The sequence below is a fragment of the Nonomuraea sp. NPDC003804 genome, from assembly GCF_040610675.1.
Taxonomy (GTDB): domain Bacteria; phylum Actinomycetota; class Actinomycetes; order Streptosporangiales; family Streptosporangiaceae; genus Nonomuraea.
In genome coordinates, this window is sequence record NZ_JBEXMT010000027.1 from 74,521 (window position 1) to 93,698 (window position 19,178).

A 19,178-nucleotide genomic window follows, 5' to 3' on the forward strand; every position below is an offset into this window, starting at 1 on the left:
CATGACGCTCATGCTGAGACTGGCAGGGTTGATCGCGCTGTCCCTGGTCACCGCGGTCGTGGTGGCAGTGCCCACCAGCGCGGCGGACTCCCGCTACTCCGCGCAGATCCGGCGCACCGAGTACGGTCTCCCGCACGTGTCCGCCAAGGACTATGGCGGGCTCGGCTTCGGGTACGGCTACGCCTTCGCGCAGGACAACCTGTGCGTGCTGGCCTCCTGGGTGGTGACGCTGCGGGGTGAACGATCCAGGCACTTCGGCCCCCAGGCGAAGTCCGACGACCCGGTCCGCCCGGTCGCCAACCTGGTCAGCGACGTCTACTACAAGAGCGTCGCCGACTCAGGCGTCGTGCGACGGCTGCTGGCCCAGCCGCCACCGGTGGGCCCGAGCGACGAGCTGCGCCGGCTCGTCGACGGCTACGCCGCCGGGTACAACCGCTACCTGGAGGAGACCGGGGTGGCGAACCTGCCGGATCCCACCTGCCGAGGCAAGGCCTGGGTCGGCCGGATCACCGCCACCGACATCTGGAACAACCTGCTCGACCTCGGTCGCATGGTCAGCAGCTCCCAGTTCAAGGAGCACATCGTCGGAGGAGCCGCGGCCGAGGGGCCGCAGCGGCGGCCCGCCGCGGGCAGCAACGCCTGGGCACTCGGCCGCCGGGCCACCCGCGACGGCCACGGCATGCTGCTGGCCGACCCGCACTTCCCGTGGAACGGCATCCGGCGCTTCTACCAGGTGCACCTCACCATCCCCGGCGTGCTCGACGTCTCCGGCGCCAGCCTGTACGGCACGCCGGTCGTCCAGATCGGCCACAACGCGGCTGTGGCCTGGACCCACACCGTCTCCCACGCCCAGCGCTTCAGCCTCTACCAGCTCGACCTCGTGGACCCCACCAGCTACCTGGTGGACGGCCACGCCGAGCCGATGAGCCGCCAGGAGGTGCGGGTCACCCTGCAGGACGGCACCACGGTGGCCCACACGCTCCACACCTCGCGCTACGGCCCGGTGCTGGCCGCCGGGCAGACCGACAAGGTCGCCTACGCGCTGGCCGACGCCAACGCCGCCAACCTGCGGGCGGCCGACGAGTGGCTGGCGATGGCCAGGGCGAGGAACCTCACCCAGCTCCGTGCGGCCCAGACCGCGCATCAGGGCATGCCGTTCGTCCACACGCTCGCCACCGACGCCGGTGGGACCGCCTTCTTCGCCGACACCTCGGTCGTCCCCCACGTCACCGACGCCCAGGCGGACCGCTGTGCCAAGCCCTCGCCCATGCCGGGCCTGGAGGCGTACGTCCTGGACGGCTCGACCTCCGCGTGCCTGTGGGGCAAGGACCGCGACGCCGTCGTGCCGGGCATCTTCGGGCCGGCCAGTCAGCCGAAGCTGACCCGCGCCGATTACGTGGCCAACTCCAACAACACCGCCTGGATGACCAACCCGTCGGCGCCGCTGACCGGCTACCCGCGCGTGTGGGGCGAGGCGCGTACCGAGCTGGAGCCGCGCCCCCGTGTCAGCCTGGACATGATCGCCCAGCGGCTGTCGGGGACCGACGGGCTCGGCGATCCGGGCTTCACCCTGCAAACACTCCAGGCCACCGCGCAGGGCAAGCGCAACCACACCTTCGAGCTCATGCGCTCGGACCTGCTGAAGCTGTGCCGTACCCACCCCGAGCTGACCACGTCCGCCGGCAGGCAGGTGAACGTGCGCGCGGCCTGCCGGACGCTGCGTGCTTGGGACGGGCGCGCCACCCTGGACGGCCAGGGGGCCGTCCTGTGGCGAGAATTCTTCGCTCGGCTGGAGCGTCCCACCAGGCCGGGGGACCCCGTTTTCACCCCCTGGCGGGTGCCGTTCGATCCCGCGCATCCGCTGACCACCCCTCGGGGGCTCAAACGCGACGACCCGGTGGTACGGCAGGCCCTGGCCGATGCCGTGCTCTACTTCCAGACCAACCGCATCCCCCTGGCTCTCACCCCCGGCCAGGCGCAGCACTACTCCTCGATCCCGGTTCCCGGCTGCACGGAAGGGGAGGGCTGCTTCGACAGGGTGCGCATGCGCGGCCGGCTCGGCACCGACGGGCGTTACCCGGAGGTGGACACCGGTTCCAGCTTCATGATGGCCGTCGAGCTCACCCGCGCCGGGCCCCGTACCCGCACCATCCTGACCTATTCGCTCTCCACCAACCCCGACTCGCCCCACCACACCGACCAGACCGTCCTGTTCTCGCGCGGCCAGTGGGTCAGCGAGCGCTTCACCGAAGCCGAGATCGCCGCCGACCCGCATCTGCGGACGACCACGGTGCGCGGGTGAGGCAGGCGCTCCCTACGAGAAGGCCCATACGGTGGAGCGGATCGCCGGCTGTCACGACCCGGGGCGCCGGCGAGCCCGGCGCGGATTTCCTTCCCGTTGCACAAAAGCCGACCAGAGCGCCGTGACCTGCGCTTTTGCCGTTTCTCATGGGTCCGGTGAGGCAAGTGCTGACCCAGTCTTGGGGCAGGATGGAATAGCGACCGCCGGATGTCCGTTAGAGTCGACAAGGCCGCTGTGGTCTGTGTCCCCCGGGCCGCAAATTACCGCCTTCACGGAATACCGTTCGGCTGGAGCCGTGTTGTGCATCTCGCCGAGGAGGCGACCGCCACAGCGGCCTTGAACGTGGAGACGGCGCCCCACCCCTCACGGGTGGGGCGCCGTGCCGCGTTGGGACGTGGGCCGGCGCCGGGCCCACTAGGGTGGGCTTCGCCGTCCCACGACCCAGGAGAGCCGTTGCTGTACCAGATGGTGAAGTTCGTCGCCGCGCCGATGGCGCACGTGATGTGGCGCCCGCACATCTCCGGCGCCTACCACGTCCCGGCCAAGGGACCCGCCATCCTGGCGGCCAACCATCTGGCGGTCATCGACTCCTTCCTGCTTCCCGCTCTCCTGCCCCGCCACGTGACCTTCGCCGCCAAGAGCGAGTACTTCAGCGGCAACCCCGTCTCGCAGTGGTTCATGCGCCTGGGCGGCAGCCTGCCGGCCGACCGCGAGACGGCCACCGCCGCCCAGGCTCTGCTCGACAGCGCGGCCGACCTGCTCGAGCGGGGCGAGCTGTTCGGCATCCACCCCGAGGGCACCCGCTCCCCCGACGGCCGCCTGTACCGCGGCAAGATCGGCGTGGCGTGGCTGGCGCTGAAGACGGGCGCGCCGGTCCTGCCCGTGGCGCTGTCGGGCACGGAGAACGTCATGCCGCCGGGAGCCAAGGTGCCGCGCTTCACCAGGATCGGCATCAAGATCGGCGCTCCGCTGACCTTCGAGGGCGACCACAGGAACGCCCGCGACAGGCGCAGGGTCACCGACGAGATCATGGCCGAGATCCAGAAGCTGTCGGGCCAGGAGTACGTGGCCACCTACGCCGCCAGCGTGAAGGCTGGCCGGTCGTGATCGGCCGACGCTAAGCTCGTGAGCCGTTCGAGGACATGGGGGTGACTCGTGGCGCGTGGCCGGACGATCGCGATCGTGTCGGGAGCCACCGTGCTGGCGGTGGGGGCCGCCGCGGGCGGTGCCTACTGGCTGCTGCACACCCGCGGCTCGCCGGAGGAGACCGCCCGGCGCTTCGCGGCGGCCTGGCAGGCGGGCGACACGCCGAAGATGACGGCCGAGCTGGTGGCGCCCCAGTCGCTGGCCGCCTACGACCAGCAGCGTAAGGGCCTCGACGTCGAGCGGATGGCGATCACCGTGGGCCGGGTCGTCGACCACGGCGACGACACCGCCACCGCCCCCTACACCGCCACGCTCACGCTCAGGCACATCGGCGAGTGGTCCTACACCGGTCAGATCGATCTCAAGGTCGCCGAGCGCGCGTGGAAGGTCGCCTGGTCGCCCGGCACGCTCCACCCGTCGCTGACGGGCGGCGCCGCCTTCAAGCTCAAGACCGACTGGCCGCGGCGCGGCGCCATCACCGACGCCTCGGGCGAGCGCATCGACACCGGCCAGGTCGGTGGGTCGGTGCAGCAACTGGTCGGTTTCCTCGACAAGGCCACCGCCAAGGACGTCGCCAAGCTCGGCCCCTCCTACCGTGTCGGCGACGCGATCGGCCGCGGCGGCCTGCAGGAGAACTTCCAGAAGCGGCTGGCGGGCACCCCCGCCACCGAGATCATGCTCGGCGACAAGGTGCTCGGCAGGATCGACGGCAGCAAGGGCAAGCCGCTGGAGACCACGCTCGACCCGCGGGTGCAGACCGCGGCCGTCACCGCGGTCCGCGACCTGCCCAAACCCACGTCCCTGGTCGCCGTACGGCACGCCACGGGCGAGATCCTCGCCGTCGTCAACAACCGCGGCGGCTTCAACCGGGCGCTCGACGGCCGCTACCCGCCGGGCTCGACCTTCAAGGCCGTCACCGCGCTCGGCCTGCTGGCCGAGGGCGTCTCCCCCGCCCAGCGGGTGACCTGCCCCAAGTACGCCACCATCGGCGGCCTGAAGGTGCGCAACTCCGAGCACGCCGAGTACGGCTCGCTCACCTTCTCCGACTCCTTCGCCTACTCCTGCAACACGACCATCGCCCCGATGGCCGCCGAACGGCTGGGCTCCGACAAGCTGCTGAAGGCCGCCGAGATGGTCGGCTTCAACCAGCCGCTGGCCGTCGGCGTCCCCGCGGCCAAGGCCAGCTTCCCCAGGACCCAGTCCGACGCCGAGCTCGCCGCCGCGTCCTTCGGCCAGGCCAGGATCACCGCCAGCCCGCTGACCATGGCCTCGGTCGCGGCCGCGCTGGCCGACGGCACCTGGCGCCCGCCGACGCTGGTGTCCGGCCTGAAGCAGAAGGCGGCGGAGGTGAAGCTGCCCGAGGACGTGGCCGAAGACCTGCGGTCGATGATGGCGGCCGTGGTCACCAAGGGCACCGCCAAGGCGGCGGGTCTGCCCGAGGGCACGCGCGGCAAGACCGGCACCGCCGAGTACGGCACCGGCCCCGAGCTTCCGTCCCACGCGTGGTTCATGGGCTACCGGGGCGACGTGGCCTTCGCGGTCGTCGTCGAGGGCGGTGGCGGTGGCGGCAAGGTGGCCGCGCCCGTCGCGGCGGCCTTCCTGCGCGGCCTGGCCGCTTCGCTGCCCTAGAAGCCGCGAAGCGGCGCCGGGCGCCGGCACGCGTCCACGAGCGCGGCCGGCCCCACCACCGCCCCGCGGACAGCTGCGCTGCGATCATGGGACGCATGCTGTCCCCGTCGATGAATGACGCCGCAGCCGACATGCTCCGGGTATTGGGCGGGCTGGCGGGCGTCGAGCCACCAGGCGGCCTTGCCGCGAGCCTTCGCGAGCGCGTCGCGGAAGGCATCGTCCGCCGCGGCGAGGTGCTCATCTGGGCGTCCTCGACGGGACATGCCGAAGGCTTGCCCTCCTTCCACGACCTCACCGGCTGGGAGTGCTCCGACAGTTCCTTCCACCTGGAGGACCACGTCCCGATCGACATCGTCAGCGTCGATGGCGCACCCATGATCAGCGACGATGACCAGCGGATCCTTCTCATGAACGGCGTCGCGTTCGCCCTGGAGTTCAGCCGGCTGGTCTACGCCCTCGACCCGCCCACCTCCGTGCGCTGCATCGTGAACGCCAATGAGACCAACGCGACTTTCAGGTTCCACCAGATCAGGCCTGGTGAGACCTGGAACGCCGCCGACCTCGACAGCTTCCGTCCCGACAAGATGATCGTGATCGACATCAAGCCCGCAAGGACCTGACGAATCACGCCGGCCGCGATCCTCGCCGGCGCGGAGAGGATCCAGCTGGTCGACGGCGAGGCGGGCTTCCCCGTCCGGGAGGTAGTCTCAGCGGGTCGGGCGAGGTTCGGCGCCCGCCGCCGGCGAGATCTTCGCACCCCGCCGAAGGCGAGCGCCGCCGCTGCCAGGCCCCCGTGTCCTACTCGCCGCCGGCCACGAGATCGGCCGGCGGGATCGGCGCGATCTCCTCCAGGTACTGGTTCGCCAGCAGCCAGCTCACCGGAACTTCCTGGCTGGTCTGCGGAGCCTCGGGAATGTACTTGCTGAGCACGTGGTACTGCGTGCCGCCGCCCGGCTGCTGGAAGGCGGGGGCGGCCGGGCCCACGTCGACACGGAAGGGCTTGAGCACCCGGAAGGCGTGGTAATTACATGGGTGCTCGGGATCCTGCGCGTTGGTGTTGAGGTTGCGCGGCGGCAGCCCGCGCCTGATGAAAAGGTCGCCCATCGGCGCCAGGTATGCGCCCCCGTAGCCGCCGAAGCGGTCGAGCCTCATGCCGATCTGCAGAATCGTCGTCTTGACCAGCAGCCTGCCGTTGGGGTAATTGCCGGACTGGGCGAATCCGGCGTTGGGCGGGTAGCGGTAGTCGTTCGTGGTGTAGTCCCAGTAGCGCGACAGGAAATGCTGCGGGCTGAGAGTGCCCAGCGGCACGTAGCCGCGCAGGAGCGCACCGAGATAGCCGGTCCGCGGCAGGAAGACCGGTCCGAGGTCCGGGTCGCCGGTCACGTACGGCGGTCCGCAGACCAGTTGGCCGCCTGGCGTGCTCCTGCTGTCGCTCTCGCCTTTACCGGGCGGCGGCGTCGGACCGAGATCCGCCGTATGAACGAGCCGGGTTTCGGACTGCAGAACGCTGTCGGCGTGCGCGGCCACCCCGCCCATGGCGCTGGCCATCGCGTATATCGCAGCGACCAGCATGGCGCTTCGTCGATAGAATCGCATGACTTTCCCGTCAATTGTGGACGACAAATACATGAAGGTTGACCACAAGCGATTCAGCGACGTACGCACCCGATCGCACCGCGACTTCTACCGGATCAGCCGCTTCGGCATTTCTCGTTCGAGAAGGGCGCTCCTCTGAGTGCATGCGGACATGAGTGCATTACGCACATGAATAATGTGATCGATCTCTACATTCCCGGCACCACTGGAACCAGATCACATCAACCGCAAGAGAAGAGCAAAGAATAGAGCAATGAACGCGGCAGTGCGCTATTTTCTGAATTTCCCCGCACATGCAATTTTGTATCGCCATGTCGGATATATGCGCCGATTGCACACTTTCCGGAGAATCCGCCGGCCGTGCTCGACGACGCGGCCACGCCGTCCGGCGGACCTTCCAGGGACGGCGCCGGTCATGGGCGACACGGCTCGAGGTGTGCGGGAGGCGGTTGCCTGGCGTGTCGTGCGTGCGTCGGCGGCGAGGTAGCGGTCATGATGGAGCATGAGTCGCGCCGACTCCATGTGACACGTTGAGAAGAGGGCCCCGGCATGTCGCCGGGGCCCTCGACGTTCGTCGGCCGCCGCATGTCCCGAAGGGGACCGCGCCACCGGAGCCGCGCCACCCGGGCCGCGCCACCGCAACCCCGCCCGGGCCCTGCCCGCTTCGCCCACCCGGTCGAGCGTGCCGCCTGGCGCCGGAACGGCCGGCGGCCCGGACAGGCGGGAGGCCGGCCTCAGCCGTTGGGCGGACCGTGGCGGCGGCCACGTGGACGGGTGTCCTCCACGGCCCCGGTGTCAGGATCGGCGGCCTCGTCGGCACCTGGCTCGTCGGCGTTCCCGATGGCGTCGGCGTCGGAGTCGGCCTCACGTGCGCTGTCGCCGTCGTCGGGTGCGGACTCCGACGCGGGACGGCAGTGCCCGGAGCAGCCCTCGAAGCGCTCCGCGTTCAGGGGCGTGAACCGCGTCGGCGGCACGCCCGTGAGTGCGCCGATCATCGTGTCCTTCCAGATCGGCCCGGGCAGGGTGGCCCCCTCCACCGTTCCGTAGTAGCGCCCGCCGATCGTCACCCCGGTCAGCTTGTACCGCTGGGAGCCGCGCGGGTCGCCGATGCTGACCGCCGACGCCAGATCCGGAGTGAATCCGGCGAACCAGGCGGTCGCGTAGCCGTCGGTGGTGCCCGTCTTGCCCGCCGCGGGGCGCCCGATGCCCCCGACGCCGCGCATCGTGCCCTTGGTGAACACGCCGGACAGCACCTCCGCCGTCGCGTCGGCGATCTCGGGGTCGAGTGCCTGGCGGCATTTGGGCCGGTACCGGGTGACCTTGCCGTCCCGGTCGGTGATCTGCGTGATCGCCATCGGCGCGCAGTACCGGCCGCGCGCCGCGATGGCCGCGTACGCGTTGGCCACCGTCACCGGATCCATCTCGTTGACGCCGAGCGTGAACGTCTCGACCTCGCGCAGCTTGCGACCGTCGGCACGCCGGACGCCCAGCGACTGGGCCGTGGTGACCGTGCTGCAGAGCCCTACCCGCTGCTGGAGTTCCATGAAGAAGGTGTTCACCGAACTCCAGGTGCCGGTTCGCAGCGTCTTCCACCCGGGCGAGCCCTCGTCGTTGGTGACCGTGTGCCGGGGGTCGCCGACCTTGCCGCCCGCGCAGGTCCTGAACGTGGCGAAGTCCGGCGCCCGGTAGCCGGCGCCGGCGCTCAGGCCGTCGTCGAGCTTCATGCCCCGCTGCAGCGCGCTGATCAGGGTGAAGGTCTTGAACGTGGAGCCCGCTTGGAACCCGATCCCGCCGCCGTGCGCGGCGTCCGCGACGACGTTGTAGGAGATCTCGTTCCTGGACTTGCGGGGGCCGTACGGCCGGCTCGCGGCCATGGCCCTGATCGCTCCAGTGCCCGGCTGGACCAGGGCCTCGGCGGCGAGGGGGCCGTCGGAGGCGCGCACGTACCGTCTGATGGCCCGGTCGGCGGCGGCCTGCATGGCCGGGTTGATCGTGGTCTTGATGGTCAGCCCGCCGCGGTTGAGCATCTTGAGGCGCTCGTCGGCGGTCTTGCCGAAGTCGGGGTTGCTCAGGATCTCGTGTCGGACATACAGACAGAAGTAGGTGTATTTGGTGGACTCGCAGCCGCCGGGGAGCTTCGTGCCTTTGTAGCCGAGCTTGGTGGCCTTCGCCGCCGCGGCCGCCGCCGGGGTGATCGCGCCCAGCTCGGCCATCCGGTCGAGCACCACGTCACGGCGCTTGCGCAGCCGCTCGCGGTACTTGCCGCCCAGGTTCGGGTCGGTGGCGTTCGGATCCTGTACGGCTCCCGCCAGCGTCGCCGCCTGCGCGAGTGTGAGCTTGCCGGCCCGGACGCCGAAGAACCGCTTGGCCGCCGCTTCGACGCCGTAGGCGCCGGCGCCGAAGTAGGCGATGTTCAGGTACTTCTCGAGGATCTGGTCCTTGGTGTAGGCCTTCTCGACCCCCATGGCGTACCGCAGCTCTTTCAGCTTGCGCGCGTAGCTGGCCTCGAGGGCGGCGTTCTGCTCGGCCTGCGTGTCGGCGGAGTTGAGCAGCACCTGCTTGACGTACTGCTGGGTGATGCTCGACCCGCCCTGGCTGACCTGGCCCGCCCGCAGGTTCGTGGCGAGCGCCCGCACCGTGCCCTCGAGGTCGATGGCGCCGTGCTCGTAGAAGCGGTAGTCCTCGATCGAGACGATCGCCTTCTTCATGACCTCGGCGATCTCGTCGAAGCCGACGGCCTCCCGGTACTGCTCGTAGAAGCGCGCGATCTCGTTGCCCTTGGCGTCCTGCACGGTCGTGACCTCGGCCAGCGGCGGTTCGGCGAGGGCGACCGGCCTGAGGTCGACCTGTCCCACCGCCGACATGAGCCCCAGACCCGCGCCCCCCGTGGCGGGGAAGGCGATCCCCGCCACGACCACGCCGGCCGCCACGCTCGCGGCGGCCAGCCGGACGACCTTCGCTGTCCGTCGCGCCATCAGAGCTTGCCGAGCCCACGCGCCAGGATGGCGGCGGTCTTGGCGATGACCGTGTTGTCGACGGCGGGCGTGCCGCGGTTGGTGTAGACGGCCATGATGATGGGCGCCGCCGCCTTGCCCGGCCAGATGACGGCGAGGTCGTTGCCCGCGCCGATCTCGGTGTTCGTGCCGGTCTTGTCGCCGATGGTCCACGTCTTGGGCAGGCCGGCACGGATGCGCTCGTCGCCGGTCTCGCTCGCGATGAGCCAGGCGTTGAGCCGTGCCCGGTCCTTGGGGTGCAGCGCGTTCCCGGTCGTGATCAGGCGCAGGTCGCGGGAGATGGCCGCGGGCGTGGTGGTGTCGCGGTTGTCCTTGGGGGTCCAGTCGTTGAGCTCGGTCTCCCAGCGGTCCAGGCGGGAGATCGGGTCCTTCAGCGAGCGGAAGTACCTCGTCAGCCCGGCCGGCCCGCCGATCTGCTTGAGCACCATGTTGCCCGCGGTGTTGTCGCTCAGGGTGATGGTCGCCTCGCACAGCTGGGCGACCGTCAGGCCGTCCTCGACGTGCTTCTCGGTGGTCGGCGAGTTGGGCTTGAGGTCGGCGGCCGTCCACGTGACAACCTTCTCCATCAGGCCGGGCTCGGAGGTGCGGGCCTTGTGCAGCGCGGCCGCACACAAGGGCGCCTTGAACGTCGACAGCAACGGGAAACGCTCGCCCGCCCGGTATGTCACGGTCCTGCCGGTCGCGGTGTCCACAGCGTACGCGCCGATGCGGCCGTCGAAGGACGCCTCGAGCTCGCGCAGTTCCTTCCCGACCTGGGCCTGCGCCGAGAGCGGCCGCGCCGCCGTCACGGTGGCGGCCGAGGCCGTGGCGATGCCGGGGGCGGCCCCGGACAGGAGGGAGATCGCCAGAGCGGTCGCGGGCAGCGCGGCCGAGAGCCGGCGGGCGCGCGGGTTTCGCATGTCACATCCTTGCGTCGGCTGTCAGAAGCAAGGAGCAAAGCAGGCCCGGCCCGGTGCAGTCCAATAGCGATATGGGCGATCAACCAATATCAGTTTCGATATGAGAACTGGTGATGTCGCGTGTCGCAGGCCGGTGCCAGACGGAGGGGCGGGCCCGCCGCATCAGGAAACGTGATCTTTCCGTGCCATGACCAGCCCTGTCGCACCGCCGGCGGAGCGGGGACGCCGCGCGGCGCTCAGCGTTTTCGTAGCTTTTGACCGGCACTTTCCTCGCTCGGGAGACTCCGGCGTGGCGTGTCGTCACAAGACAACCCGCGACGACTGTAAGCATCCTCATTGTTACGTTGAGTCACTCAACGGACGAGCGTCGGCCGTCATCCGGCCAGCGAGTCAGTCGCGGCCCCGCCGCGATCCGAGAGGGAACGGATTTTCTCTATGTTCACGAGTCCCCGAACAGACACCACACCGACACCGCCGGCGCGGCACAAGCCACTGAGGAGGGTGGCGACGCTGACGCTGGCGGGATCCGTCTCCATGGCGCTCGGCGCCAGCCTGTGCTCACCGGCCATCGCGTCCCCGACCGTGGGGAGCGGGGCCTCCGCAGGGGTCGCGGCTTCGGATCCCCGTCCCAACGGTCGCCCCACGCTGGCTGAGGAGGCCAGGAGGAAGTGCAGGCCCAGGAGCTTCTTCCGGTTCCACAACTTCGAGCCGAGGAACTTCTTCATCCCGCGTAGCCGCTTCATCGACGGCCCCGGCGGCGAGATCACGGCGACCGTCAGGCGCCAGCACCGCGTGTACTGGGAAGTCGAGATCGAGCGCGAGAAGGGCAGCGAGATCCAGATGCCCTTCAACCAGGACTCTCTGATCCGCAGGCTGCGCAACAACGTGAACCCGCTGCTCGCCGAGGAGAACGTCGTCGAGGCGGGCCACGAGTACACCCACACCATCAGCAAGAACATGTACGGCAACCTGTGGTACCGCGTCTTCGGCTACCGCATCGGCTTCTCGGCCTGGCGGCAGTTCCCGAACTGCGACGTCCACCCGGTCGCCAGCGGCTTCGCCAACGTCCCGTCGAGGGTCGAGGGCTGGAGGTACTGGGAGACCAAGCGCCCCATCTTCAGGGGACGCGTCCTGTCGGCCAAGTAGCACATCGACGGTGACCGTATCGCGTAGGCGCCCGCCTGCACCCACGGTGACCGAGTATCCGGCGGCCCGGGATCCGGGCCGTGCCCGCACGGTCGGGGATGCCGTGGGACGTGCGGGAGCGGCTGCCGGCGGCCGAGCTCCACGAGCTCCCGCCGGCGGCGGCGCACCCTGAGGGCCGTCGCGACGATGCGGCCGCCGGGGCGGCCTAGAAGGCCAGCGCGGCGGCCTCCTGGCGGAGGACCAGCACCAGCAACGTCGCCACCAGCGTGGCGATCAGCACCCAGCTGATCACGATGATGACCGTCGAGCGGCGGAGGTGGCGCCTGGCGGGCTGCTCGCCGTTGGCTCTGGCCGTCCTGCGGCGCTCGGACTCCTCGCTGCGCCGTACGCGATCGTTGAACGACTCCAGCCGCGCGACGAGTCGCGGATCATCGTCGACGAGGTGGCGCTCGATCTGTGCCAGCATCCGCTCCTCGTCCTGCGACCAGGCCATCGTGCACCTCCGAACGCAAGCTCTGTGCACCGTTTCCTGCCCAACCGTGAAGATCATTATCCGTTCCTAGGGCAGCGAATTGCAGAGTCTTTCCTGTTGCGATCATTGTCGAACCTGCGTTCTAATCATGTCATGCGCTGGGACAACCTGCGTCTGACCGACGCCGGCGGCGACGATTCGGCGCTGCCGCTGTTCGCCCGTGGCGCGGTGACCCGCACCTTCGACACCCCCGAGTTCCGGGGGATGACCTTCTACGAGATCCACGCTAGATCGATCATCAACAAGGTGCCGGCCGCCAGTCGCGTGCCGTTCTCCTACACCATCAACCCCTACCGGGGGTGCGGCCACTCGTGCGTCTACTGCTTCGCCCGCAAGACGCACGAGTATCTCGACCTCGACGCCGGCCACGACTTCGACTCCAGGATCGTGGTGAAGGTCAACGCCGCGGAGCTCGCCCGCAAGGAGCTCGCCGCGCCGCGCTGGGGCGGCGAGCACGTCGCGATGGGCACCAACGTCGACTGCTACCAGCGCGCCGAGGGCCGCTACCGGCTGATGCCCGGCATCCTGCGGGCGCTGGGCGAGGCCGCCAACCCTTTCTCGATCCTCACCAAGGGCACGCTCATCCTGCGCGACCTGCCGCTGCTGGTGTCGGCGGCGCGGGTGACGGAGGTGAGCACGGCGGTGTCGGTGGGCTTCCTCGACGCCGAGCTGTGGCGGGCGGTGGAGCCGGGCACCCCCCATCCGCGGCGGCGGCTCGAGGTCTGCCGGCGGCTCAACGACAGCGGCATCGCCTGCGGCGTGCTGATGGCGCCGATCCTGCCCTACCTGTCCGACTCCCCCCGGCAGCTGGAGGCGACGGTCGGGCAGATCGCGGCGGCCGGCGCCACGCACGTCACGCCGATCGTGCTCCACCTGCGGCCCGGGGCGCGCGAATGGTTCCTCGGCTGGCTCTCACGCGAGCATCCGCGGCTGGTGCCGCGCTACCTGGAGCTGTACGGCAGGGGCGCCTACGCGCCGAAGGCCTACCAGGATCAGGTGACGGCCCACGTCAGGCGGCTGGCCGAGCATGCCGGGATCGGCCGCTCGCGTTCGTGGCGCATCAGACCGGAGCAAGCCGCCAAGCCGGAACAGTTGTCCCTTTTGTGAGGCGAAGTATCCATTTGGGTATTAACGGGGTTGATGCCCGAATAGCGGGCCGACACATCGGGGGGAACCACCAATGCCAGAACCGCAGAAGAAACCCGCCAAGTCCGGTAAGGCCAAGAAGGCGAGCATCAAGGCGACAAGAGCCTCCAAGAACGCCAAACGCGAGGCCGGCAAGAAACCGGAAGGCGAGTAGGTTCCCCTCACCGCGACGGTGCGATCATGATCAGGCAGCCGGGCGCCCGTCCGGCTGCCTGATCACGGAGCGGCCAATGACGGCATACCTGCGCTTCCCAGCGATCTTCAAAGACGTCGTCGTCTTCGCGGCGGAGGACGATCTCTGGATGGTCCCCGCGCAGGGCGGGCGCGCCTTCCGGTTGACCGCGGGGCTGGCCGAGGCCGCCTACCCGCGGTTCTCGCCGCGCGGCGACCAGCTCGCCTTCGTCGGCAGGGAGGAGGGTCCCGAGGAGGTCTACGTCATGCCCGCGGGGGGCGGGGCGGCCAGGCGCGTGACCTTCCACGGTGCCCGGTGCACCGTCACCGGCTGGGACCCGCACGACAGGGTGCTGTACGCCAGCGACGCGCAGCAGCCGTTCGAGGGGCAGAAGTGGCTGCACCGGGTGCGGCCCGGTGGGGTGCCCGAGCGCCTGCCGTACGGGCCGGCCACGAGCATCAGCCACGGACCGCGGGACATGATCGTGCTGGGCCGCAACACCGCCGACCCCGCCCGGTGGAAGCGCTACCGGGGCGGCACCGCCGGCGATCTGTGGATCGACCCGGCCGGTCAGGGCGACTGGCGGCGGCTGATCAGCCTGCCGGGCAACCTCGCCTCGCCGTGCTGGAGCGGTGACCGGGTCTGCTTCCTGTCCGACCACGAGGGCACCGGCAACGTCTACTCGTGCGCGCCCGACGGTTCGGACCTGCGCAAGCACACCCATCACCGCGACTACTACGCCCGCAACCTCTCCAGCGACGGCCACACGCTCGTCTACCACGCGGCGGGAGACCTCTACGTCCTCGAACCGGACAGCGAGACCAGGCGGGTGGAGGTGCTGCTGGCCAGCTCCCGCACCCAGCGCAACCGGCGCTTCGTCGACGCCTCCGACTACCTCGACAACGCCACGCCCAGCCCCGACGGCAGCGCGGTGGCGATCACGACCCGTGGCAGGGCCTACACCTTCGCCGGCTGGGAGGGGCCCGTCCACCAGCACGGGGAGGTCGACGGCGTCCGCTACCGCTTCCTCACCTGGACCGGCGGGGGCGGTCTGGTGGCCGCCGCCAGCGACGCCGGCGACCGCGAGGTCTTGGTGCTGCTCGACGGCAGGAGCCAGACACGCCTCGACCACCTCGACACCGGACGGGTCACCGACCTGGTCGCCGCGCCCGCCGGTGACCTGATCGCCGTGACCAACCACCGCCACGAGCTCCACGTCGTCGACCTCGCCAGGCGCACCGCCACCCTGGTCGAGGCCAACCCGCACGCCGCGGTCGAGGACCCCGCCTGGTCGCCCGACGGCCGCTGGCTCGCCTACGCCTCGCCCACCAGCGCCCAGCACACCGCCATCAAGATGCACCACGTGCCCTCCGGCCGTACGGTGACCGCCACCCATCCGGTGCTCAAGGACTACCGCCCCGCCTTCGATCCTGAGGGCGACTACCTCTACTTCATCGGCCAGCGCGTCTTCGACCCCGTCTACGACGCCCTGCAGTTCGATCTCGGCTTCCCGCTGGGCACCAGGCCCTACGCCATCGCCCTGCGCGAGGACGTGCCCTCCCCGTTCGTACCCCGGCCGCGGCCGCTCGCCGCCAAGAACGACGACGAGGACGACGACGAGGACGACGGCAGGGACGAGGCGGAGGAAGGGGAGGACGAGGGCGACGAGCCGGGTGAGCCGGGTGAGCCGGCCGTCGACGTCGAGCGCCTGCCGTACCGGATCACCGCCTTCCCGCTGCCCGAGGGACGCTACGAGCGGCTGGCGGGGCTCAAGGGCAAGGTGCTGATCCTGTCCCATCCGATCGAGGCCGACGAGGGCACGCTGCACCTGTTCGACTTCGACAAGCAGAAGGACGAGACCTTCGCCACCGACGTCACCGACTTCGTGCTGGCCGCCGACCACCGGAGCCTGCTCTACCGGGCGGGAGATCGCCTGCGGCTGCTCAAGGCCGGCGAGGTCCCCGACGTGGACGACGAGACGCCCGGCCGGCAGAGCGGATGGCTCGACCTGTCCCGTGTCAAGGTGTCTCTCAGCCCCGAGGCGGAGTGGCAGCAGATGTTCCGCGAGGCGTGGCGGCTGCAGCGGGAGAACTTCTGGTCGGCCGACATGGCCGGGCTCGACTGGCAGGCCGTCTACGAGCGCTACCTGCCGTTGCTGGACCGCGTCACCACCCGCGGAGAGTTCTCCGACCTACTGTGGGAGCTGCAGGGCGAGCTCGGCACCAGCCACGCCTACGAGATCGGCGGCGAGTACCGGCCCGGCCCCGACTACACCCAGGGCAAGCTCGGCGTCGACTGGGAGTACAGGGACGGCGCCTACGTGATCGGCCGCGTCGTCCAGGGCGACCCGTGGGATCCGGAGGCCACCTCACCGCTCAACCGGCTCGGCGTCCACGTACGGCAGGGCGACGCGCTGCTGGCCGTCAACGGCATCCCCGTCGGCGCGACCACCACGCCCAACCAGGCGCTGGTCAACCAGGCCGGGCAGGAGGTCGAGCTGGCCCTGTCCAGGCAGGGGCGCACGTTCACCGTGACCGTCCGCGCCATCGCCGACGAGCAGCCCGCCCGCTACCGCGACTGGGTCAACCTCAACCGCGCCCGCTGCCACCAGCGCAGCGGCGGCCGCGTCGGCTACGTCCACATCCCCGACATGGGCACCGCCGGGTTCGGCGAGTTCCACCGCGGCTACCTGTCCGAGTACGACCGCGAGGCGCTCATCGTGGACGTCAGGTTCAACACCGGAGGCAACATCTCCGCGCTCCTGCTCGACAAGCTCGCCCGCCGCCGCGTCGGCTACGAGCATCCGCGTCGCGGCGACGCCGAGCCGTACCCGCCGGAGTCGCCGCGCGGCCCGCTGGTGGCCGTCACCAACGAGTGGGCGGGCTCCGACGGCGACATCTTCAGCCACACCTTCAAGCTGCTCGGACTCGGCCCGCTGGTCGGCAAGCGCACGTGGGGCGGTGTCATCGGCATCTGGCCACGTCACCGGCTGGCCGACGGCACGCTCACCACCCAACCGGAATATTCCTTCACCTTTGTCGAAGGTGACCGGCGAGTAGAGAATTATGGGACAGACCCGGACTTTGAGGTTGATATCACACCTCAGGACTACGCCCGAGGGATCGACACGCAACTCGAGAAAGCCATCGATCTCGCGATAGAACGGATCTTTCACAGCTAATGCTCAGACTTTGCAACCTTCTCCATCATTGGAGCGTCTAAAGGGCGAAAGCGGGGGAACGCGCCACGGGGACAGGCAAGCGCGTGAACCCGGAAGCTTCCGAGAAGGGGACCCCCACAGGTGCGTGCACTGGCAGGCAAGGGCAAGGCGGCCGTCTACCGGCTGTTCGAGGCCAACAACCGCAGGCGCGGACGAGCCGCGCCACCTCCGTCCACGCACCAGATCAAGATCCTTCTTCTGCATGCCTACGGCATGGGCGGCACCATCAGGACGGTCTTCAACCTGGCCGGATACCTGGCCGCCACCGGCCGCGACGTGGAGATCGTCTCCATCCTCAAGGAGGCCGAGGAGCCGTTCTTCCCCCTCGATCCGCGGGTGAAGGTCCGCTTCCTCGACGACCGGCTCGTCCCGAGGACCGGCCTGCGCGGCCGGCTGTCGAAGATGCCGAGCAGGCTCATCCCCCCGCAGGAGGCGGCCTACCACCGCTTCAACCTGTGGACCGACCTGCAGCTGGCCAGGTGGATCCGCTCGATCGACACCGGGGTCATCATGGCCACCAGGCCCGGCCTCAACCTGGCCCTGGCCCAGCTGGCGCTGCCGAGCGTCATCACCATCGGCCAGGAGCACGTGGCCCTGCAGGGACAGCCGCAGGAGGTGCAGGAGCTCATCAAGCGCCGCTACCGCAGCTTCGACGCGCTGGTCACCCTCACCAAGGCCGATCTGCGCGACTACCGCGAGACGCTGCGGCGCAAGCCGAAGAAGCTGGCCCGCATCCCCAACGCGGTGCCGCCCATGACGGGCGAGGTCTCCAAGCTCGAGAACAAGGTCGTGGTCGCCGTCGGCCGCATGACCAGGCTCAAGGGCTTCCACCGCCTCATCACCGCCTGGGAGACCGTGGCGGCCGCTCACCCCGACTGGACCCTGCGCATCTTCGGCGCGGGACCGCAGGAGGACAACCTGCGGGCCCAGGTGGCCGAGGCCGGGCTGCAGGACAGGATCGAGCTGCCGGGGCCCACCACCGATGTCGGCGCCGAGCTGGAGAAGGCCTCGATCTTCGCGCTCAGCTCGCGTCACGAGGGCTTCCCCATGACGATCCTGGAGGCGATGGCCAAGGGGCTGGCGGTGGTGAGCTTCAACAGCCCGCACGGCCCCAAGGAGATGATCACCAACGAGGTCGACGGCCTGCTGGTCAAGCCGCGCACCAACGCCAACCTGGCCGCCGCCCTCATCCGCGTCATCGAGGACGAGGAGCTGCGCCACCGGCTGGCCGAGGGCGCGCTGGCCACCGCCGCCACCTACGACGTTGAGTCCGTCGGCGCCAAGTGGGACGCCCTGCTGGAGGAGCTGCTGGCCCGCCGCAACGGCACCTACGTCAAGCCCGTCCCCGCCGCCGCGCCGGCCGCGCCCGAGCCGCCCGCGCTCACACCGTCTCCAGCTCCACCGGCTCAGCGATGACGTCCACGAGCGCGCCGTTGCGGAACACCGTGATCGGCAACGGCCGCCCGATCGCCTCGGCGAACATCAGCCGCTGAAGGCTCTGCGCGTCGCCCACGGGGTTGCGTCCGGCGCTCAGCACCAGGTCGCCCGCCCGCAGCCCCGCCCGCGCCGCCGGGGAGCCCGGCACCACCTCCATCACCCGCAGCGCCTGCCGCTGCCCGGTCCGCGCCCGCAGCGCCTCGGGCAGCGGCGCGGGCGAGGTCACCAGGCCGAGGAAGGCCCGGCGCACCCTGCCGTCCCTGATCAGCGCGGCGATGATGGAGCGCGTGGTGGAGTTCACGGGCACCGCCAGGCCCACCCCGACCCCCGCCACGGCGGTGTTGATGCCCACCACCCTGGCGCGCGCGTCGGCCAGCGCCCCTCCGGAGTTTCCGGGATTGAGCGCCGCGTCGGTCTGGATGACGTCCTCGATGAGCCGCCCGCCCACGGGCAGCGAGCGGCCCAGCCCTGACACCACGCCCGCCGTCACCGAACCGGCCAGGCCCAGCGGGTTGCCGACCGCCACCACCAGCTGACCCACCACCAGGCCGTCGCTGTCGCCCAGCACCGCCGGAGCGGGCGTCGCGCCCTCGGCCCTGATCACGGCCAGATCCGACAGCGGATCCCGGCCCACCAGCACGAAGTCGCTCGCCGACCCGTCGGCGAAGGCCACCGTCCCCGACCGGGACGAGCCGACCACGTGCGCGTTCGTCAGCAGGAAGCCGTCGGTGGTGAACACCACGGCCGAACCGCTGCCCCTGTCCGCGCGCACGCTGGCCACCTTCGGCATCAGCTCGGCGGCGACCGAGGACACGGTGCTGGAGTAGGCGTCGAGGGGATCGGACATGCGAGACCTCCCGTGTCGATTACACGATTACACGGTAACTCGCCCAGCACGTGATGGCGATCGTCAGCGCGCCGGACCACCTCCTCCGTCAC

At 70.2% G+C, this 19,178-nt stretch carries 14 protein-coding genes; 9 read left to right on the forward strand and 5 right to left on the reverse strand.

Going from position 1 to position 19,178, the window contains the following annotated elements:
- Position 1: 1 nt before the first annotated feature.
- The 4 genes from ABZX22_RS31940 to ABZX22_RS31955 all read left to right on the forward strand — a co-directional run bounded on the left by ABZX22_RS31940 (position 2) and on the right by ABZX22_RS31955 (position 5,697).
- Positions 2-2,302 (forward strand): penicillin acylase family protein, encoded by a 2,301-nt coding sequence (locus ABZX22_RS31940; protein ID WP_354916160.1) that lies wholly within the window; start codon positions 2-4, stop codon positions 2,300-2,302.
- A 453-nt stretch (positions 2,303-2,755) separates the two neighbouring features.
- Positions 2,756-3,409 (forward strand): lysophospholipid acyltransferase family protein, encoded by a 654-nt coding sequence (locus tag ABZX22_RS31945; RefSeq protein WP_354916163.1) that lies wholly within the window; start codon positions 2,756-2,758, stop codon positions 3,407-3,409.
- A 75-nt stretch (positions 3,410-3,484) separates the two neighbouring features.
- The gene (locus ABZX22_RS31950) at positions 3,485-5,077 is read left to right on the forward strand and encodes a penicillin-binding transpeptidase domain-containing protein (RefSeq protein ID WP_354916166.1); all 1,593 of its coding nucleotides are present in this window, start codon (positions 3,485-3,487) and stop codon (positions 5,075-5,077) included.
- A gap of 110 nt (positions 5,078-5,187) precedes the next feature.
- On the forward strand, positions 5,188-5,697 hold the full coding sequence (locus tag ABZX22_RS31955) for a hypothetical protein (protein WP_354916168.1): 510 nt from the start codon (positions 5,188-5,190) through the stop codon (positions 5,695-5,697).
- Between the two features lie 178 nt (positions 5,698-5,875).
- On the opposite strand, the gene ABZX22_RS31960 is transcribed toward ABZX22_RS31955, so the two are convergent.
- From ABZX22_RS31960 to bla, 3 genes are all read right to left on the reverse strand, one after another.
- Positions 5,876-6,649 carry a TNT domain-containing protein gene (locus tag ABZX22_RS31960; RefSeq protein WP_354916171.1) on the reverse strand — a complete coding sequence of 258 codons (774 nt, stop codon included), beginning with the start codon at positions 6,647-6,649 and terminating at the stop codon, positions 5,876-5,878.
- Between the two features lie 758 nt (positions 6,650-7,407).
- The gene (locus ABZX22_RS31965) at positions 7,408-9,648 is read right to left on the reverse strand and encodes a transglycosylase domain-containing protein (RefSeq protein ID WP_354916173.1); all 2,241 of its coding nucleotides are present in this window, start codon (positions 9,646-9,648) and stop codon (positions 7,408-7,410) included.
- Positions 9,648-10,586: a class A beta-lactamase gene (gene bla, locus ABZX22_RS31970; RefSeq protein WP_354916176.1), complete on the reverse strand. Its 939-nt coding sequence runs from the start codon at positions 10,584-10,586 to the stop codon at positions 9,648-9,650. Before bla ends, ABZX22_RS31965 begins: the two co-directional genes overlap by 1 nt.
- A gap of 501 nt (positions 10,587-11,087) precedes the next feature.
- Between bla and ABZX22_RS31975 the strand changes: the two genes are divergently transcribed.
- Both ABZX22_RS31975 and ABZX22_RS31980 read left to right on the forward strand, forming a co-directional pair.
- Positions 11,088-11,732: a hypothetical protein gene (locus ABZX22_RS31975; RefSeq protein ID WP_354916179.1), complete on the forward strand. Its 645-nt coding sequence runs from the start codon at positions 11,088-11,090 to the stop codon at positions 11,730-11,732.
- A gap of 80 nt (positions 11,733-11,812) precedes the next feature.
- Positions 11,813-11,941 carry a hypothetical protein gene (locus ABZX22_RS31980; RefSeq protein ID WP_354916182.1) on the forward strand — a complete coding sequence of 43 codons (129 nt, stop codon included), beginning with the start codon at positions 11,813-11,815 and terminating at the stop codon, positions 11,939-11,941.
- Here the strand turns inward: ABZX22_RS31980 and ABZX22_RS31985 are convergent.
- Complete coding sequence (locus tag ABZX22_RS31985; RefSeq protein WP_354916185.1) at positions 11,938-12,225, reverse strand: DUF3040 domain-containing protein; 288 nt, start codon at positions 12,223-12,225, stop codon at positions 11,938-11,940. The two genes, ABZX22_RS31980 and ABZX22_RS31985, sit on opposite strands and share 4 nt — an antisense overlap.
- Before the next feature lie 132 nt (positions 12,226-12,357).
- On the opposite strand from ABZX22_RS31985, the gene ABZX22_RS31990 reads away from it, so the two are divergent.
- The 3 genes from ABZX22_RS31990 to ABZX22_RS32000 all read left to right on the forward strand — a co-directional run bounded on the left by ABZX22_RS31990 (position 12,358) and on the right by ABZX22_RS32000 (position 18,218).
- Positions 12,358-13,371, forward strand: coding sequence for an Rv2578c family radical SAM protein (locus ABZX22_RS31990; protein ID WP_354916188.1), 1,014 nt, complete (start codon positions 12,358-12,360; stop codon positions 13,369-13,371).
- Positions 13,372-13,640: 269 nt separating this feature from the next.
- On the forward strand, positions 13,641-16,763 hold the full coding sequence (locus tag ABZX22_RS31995; protein ID WP_354916191.1) for a PDZ domain-containing protein: 3,123 nt from the start codon (positions 13,641-13,643) through the stop codon (positions 16,761-16,763).
- A 120-nt stretch (positions 16,764-16,883) separates the two neighbouring features.
- Positions 16,884-18,218, forward strand: a complete 1,335-nt coding sequence (locus ABZX22_RS32000) for a glycosyltransferase family 4 protein (RefSeq protein WP_354916194.1) — start codon at positions 16,884-16,886, stop codon at positions 18,216-18,218.
- Here the strand turns inward: ABZX22_RS32000 and ABZX22_RS32005 are convergent.
- Complete coding sequence (locus tag ABZX22_RS32005) at positions 18,184-19,086, reverse strand: trypsin-like peptidase domain-containing protein (RefSeq protein ID WP_354916197.1); 903 nt, start codon at positions 19,084-19,086, stop codon at positions 18,184-18,186. The genes ABZX22_RS32000 and ABZX22_RS32005 overlap by 35 nt on opposite strands.
- Positions 19,087-19,178: the final 92 nt, after the last annotated feature.

Bases quoted from the DNA above. Each gene is read 5' to 3' on its own strand.
- ABZX22_RS31940 (WP_354916160.1), top strand. From the start codon at position 2: ATGACGCTCATGCTGAGACTGGCAGGGTTGATCGCGCTGTCCCTGGTC.
- ABZX22_RS31955 (WP_354916168.1), top strand. From the start codon at position 5,188: ATGAATGACGCCGCAGCCGACATGCTCCGGGTATTGGGCGGGCTGGCG.
- ABZX22_RS31960 (WP_354916171.1), bottom strand. From the start codon at position 6,649: ATGCTGGTCGCTGCGATATACGCGATGGCCAGCGCCATGGGCGGGGTG.
- ABZX22_RS31965 (WP_354916173.1), bottom strand. From the start codon at position 9,648: ATGGCGCGACGGACAGCGAAGGTCGTCCGGCTGGCCGCCGCGAGCGTG.
- bla (WP_354916176.1), bottom strand. From the start codon at position 10,586: ATGCGAAACCCGCGCGCCCGCCGGCTCTCGGCCGCGCTGCCCGCGACC.
- ABZX22_RS31985 (WP_354916185.1), bottom strand. From the start codon at position 12,225: ATGGCCTGGTCGCAGGACGAGGAGCGGATGCTGGCACAGATCGAGCGC.
- ABZX22_RS31990 (WP_354916188.1), top strand. From the start codon at position 12,358: ATGCGCTGGGACAACCTGCGTCTGACCGACGCCGGCGGCGACGATTCG.
- ABZX22_RS31995 (WP_354916191.1), top strand. From the start codon at position 13,641: ATGACGGCATACCTGCGCTTCCCAGCGATCTTCAAAGACGTCGTCGTC.
- ABZX22_RS32005 (WP_354916197.1), bottom strand. From the start codon at position 19,086: ATGTCCGATCCCCTCGACGCCTACTCCAGCACCGTGTCCTCGGTCGCC.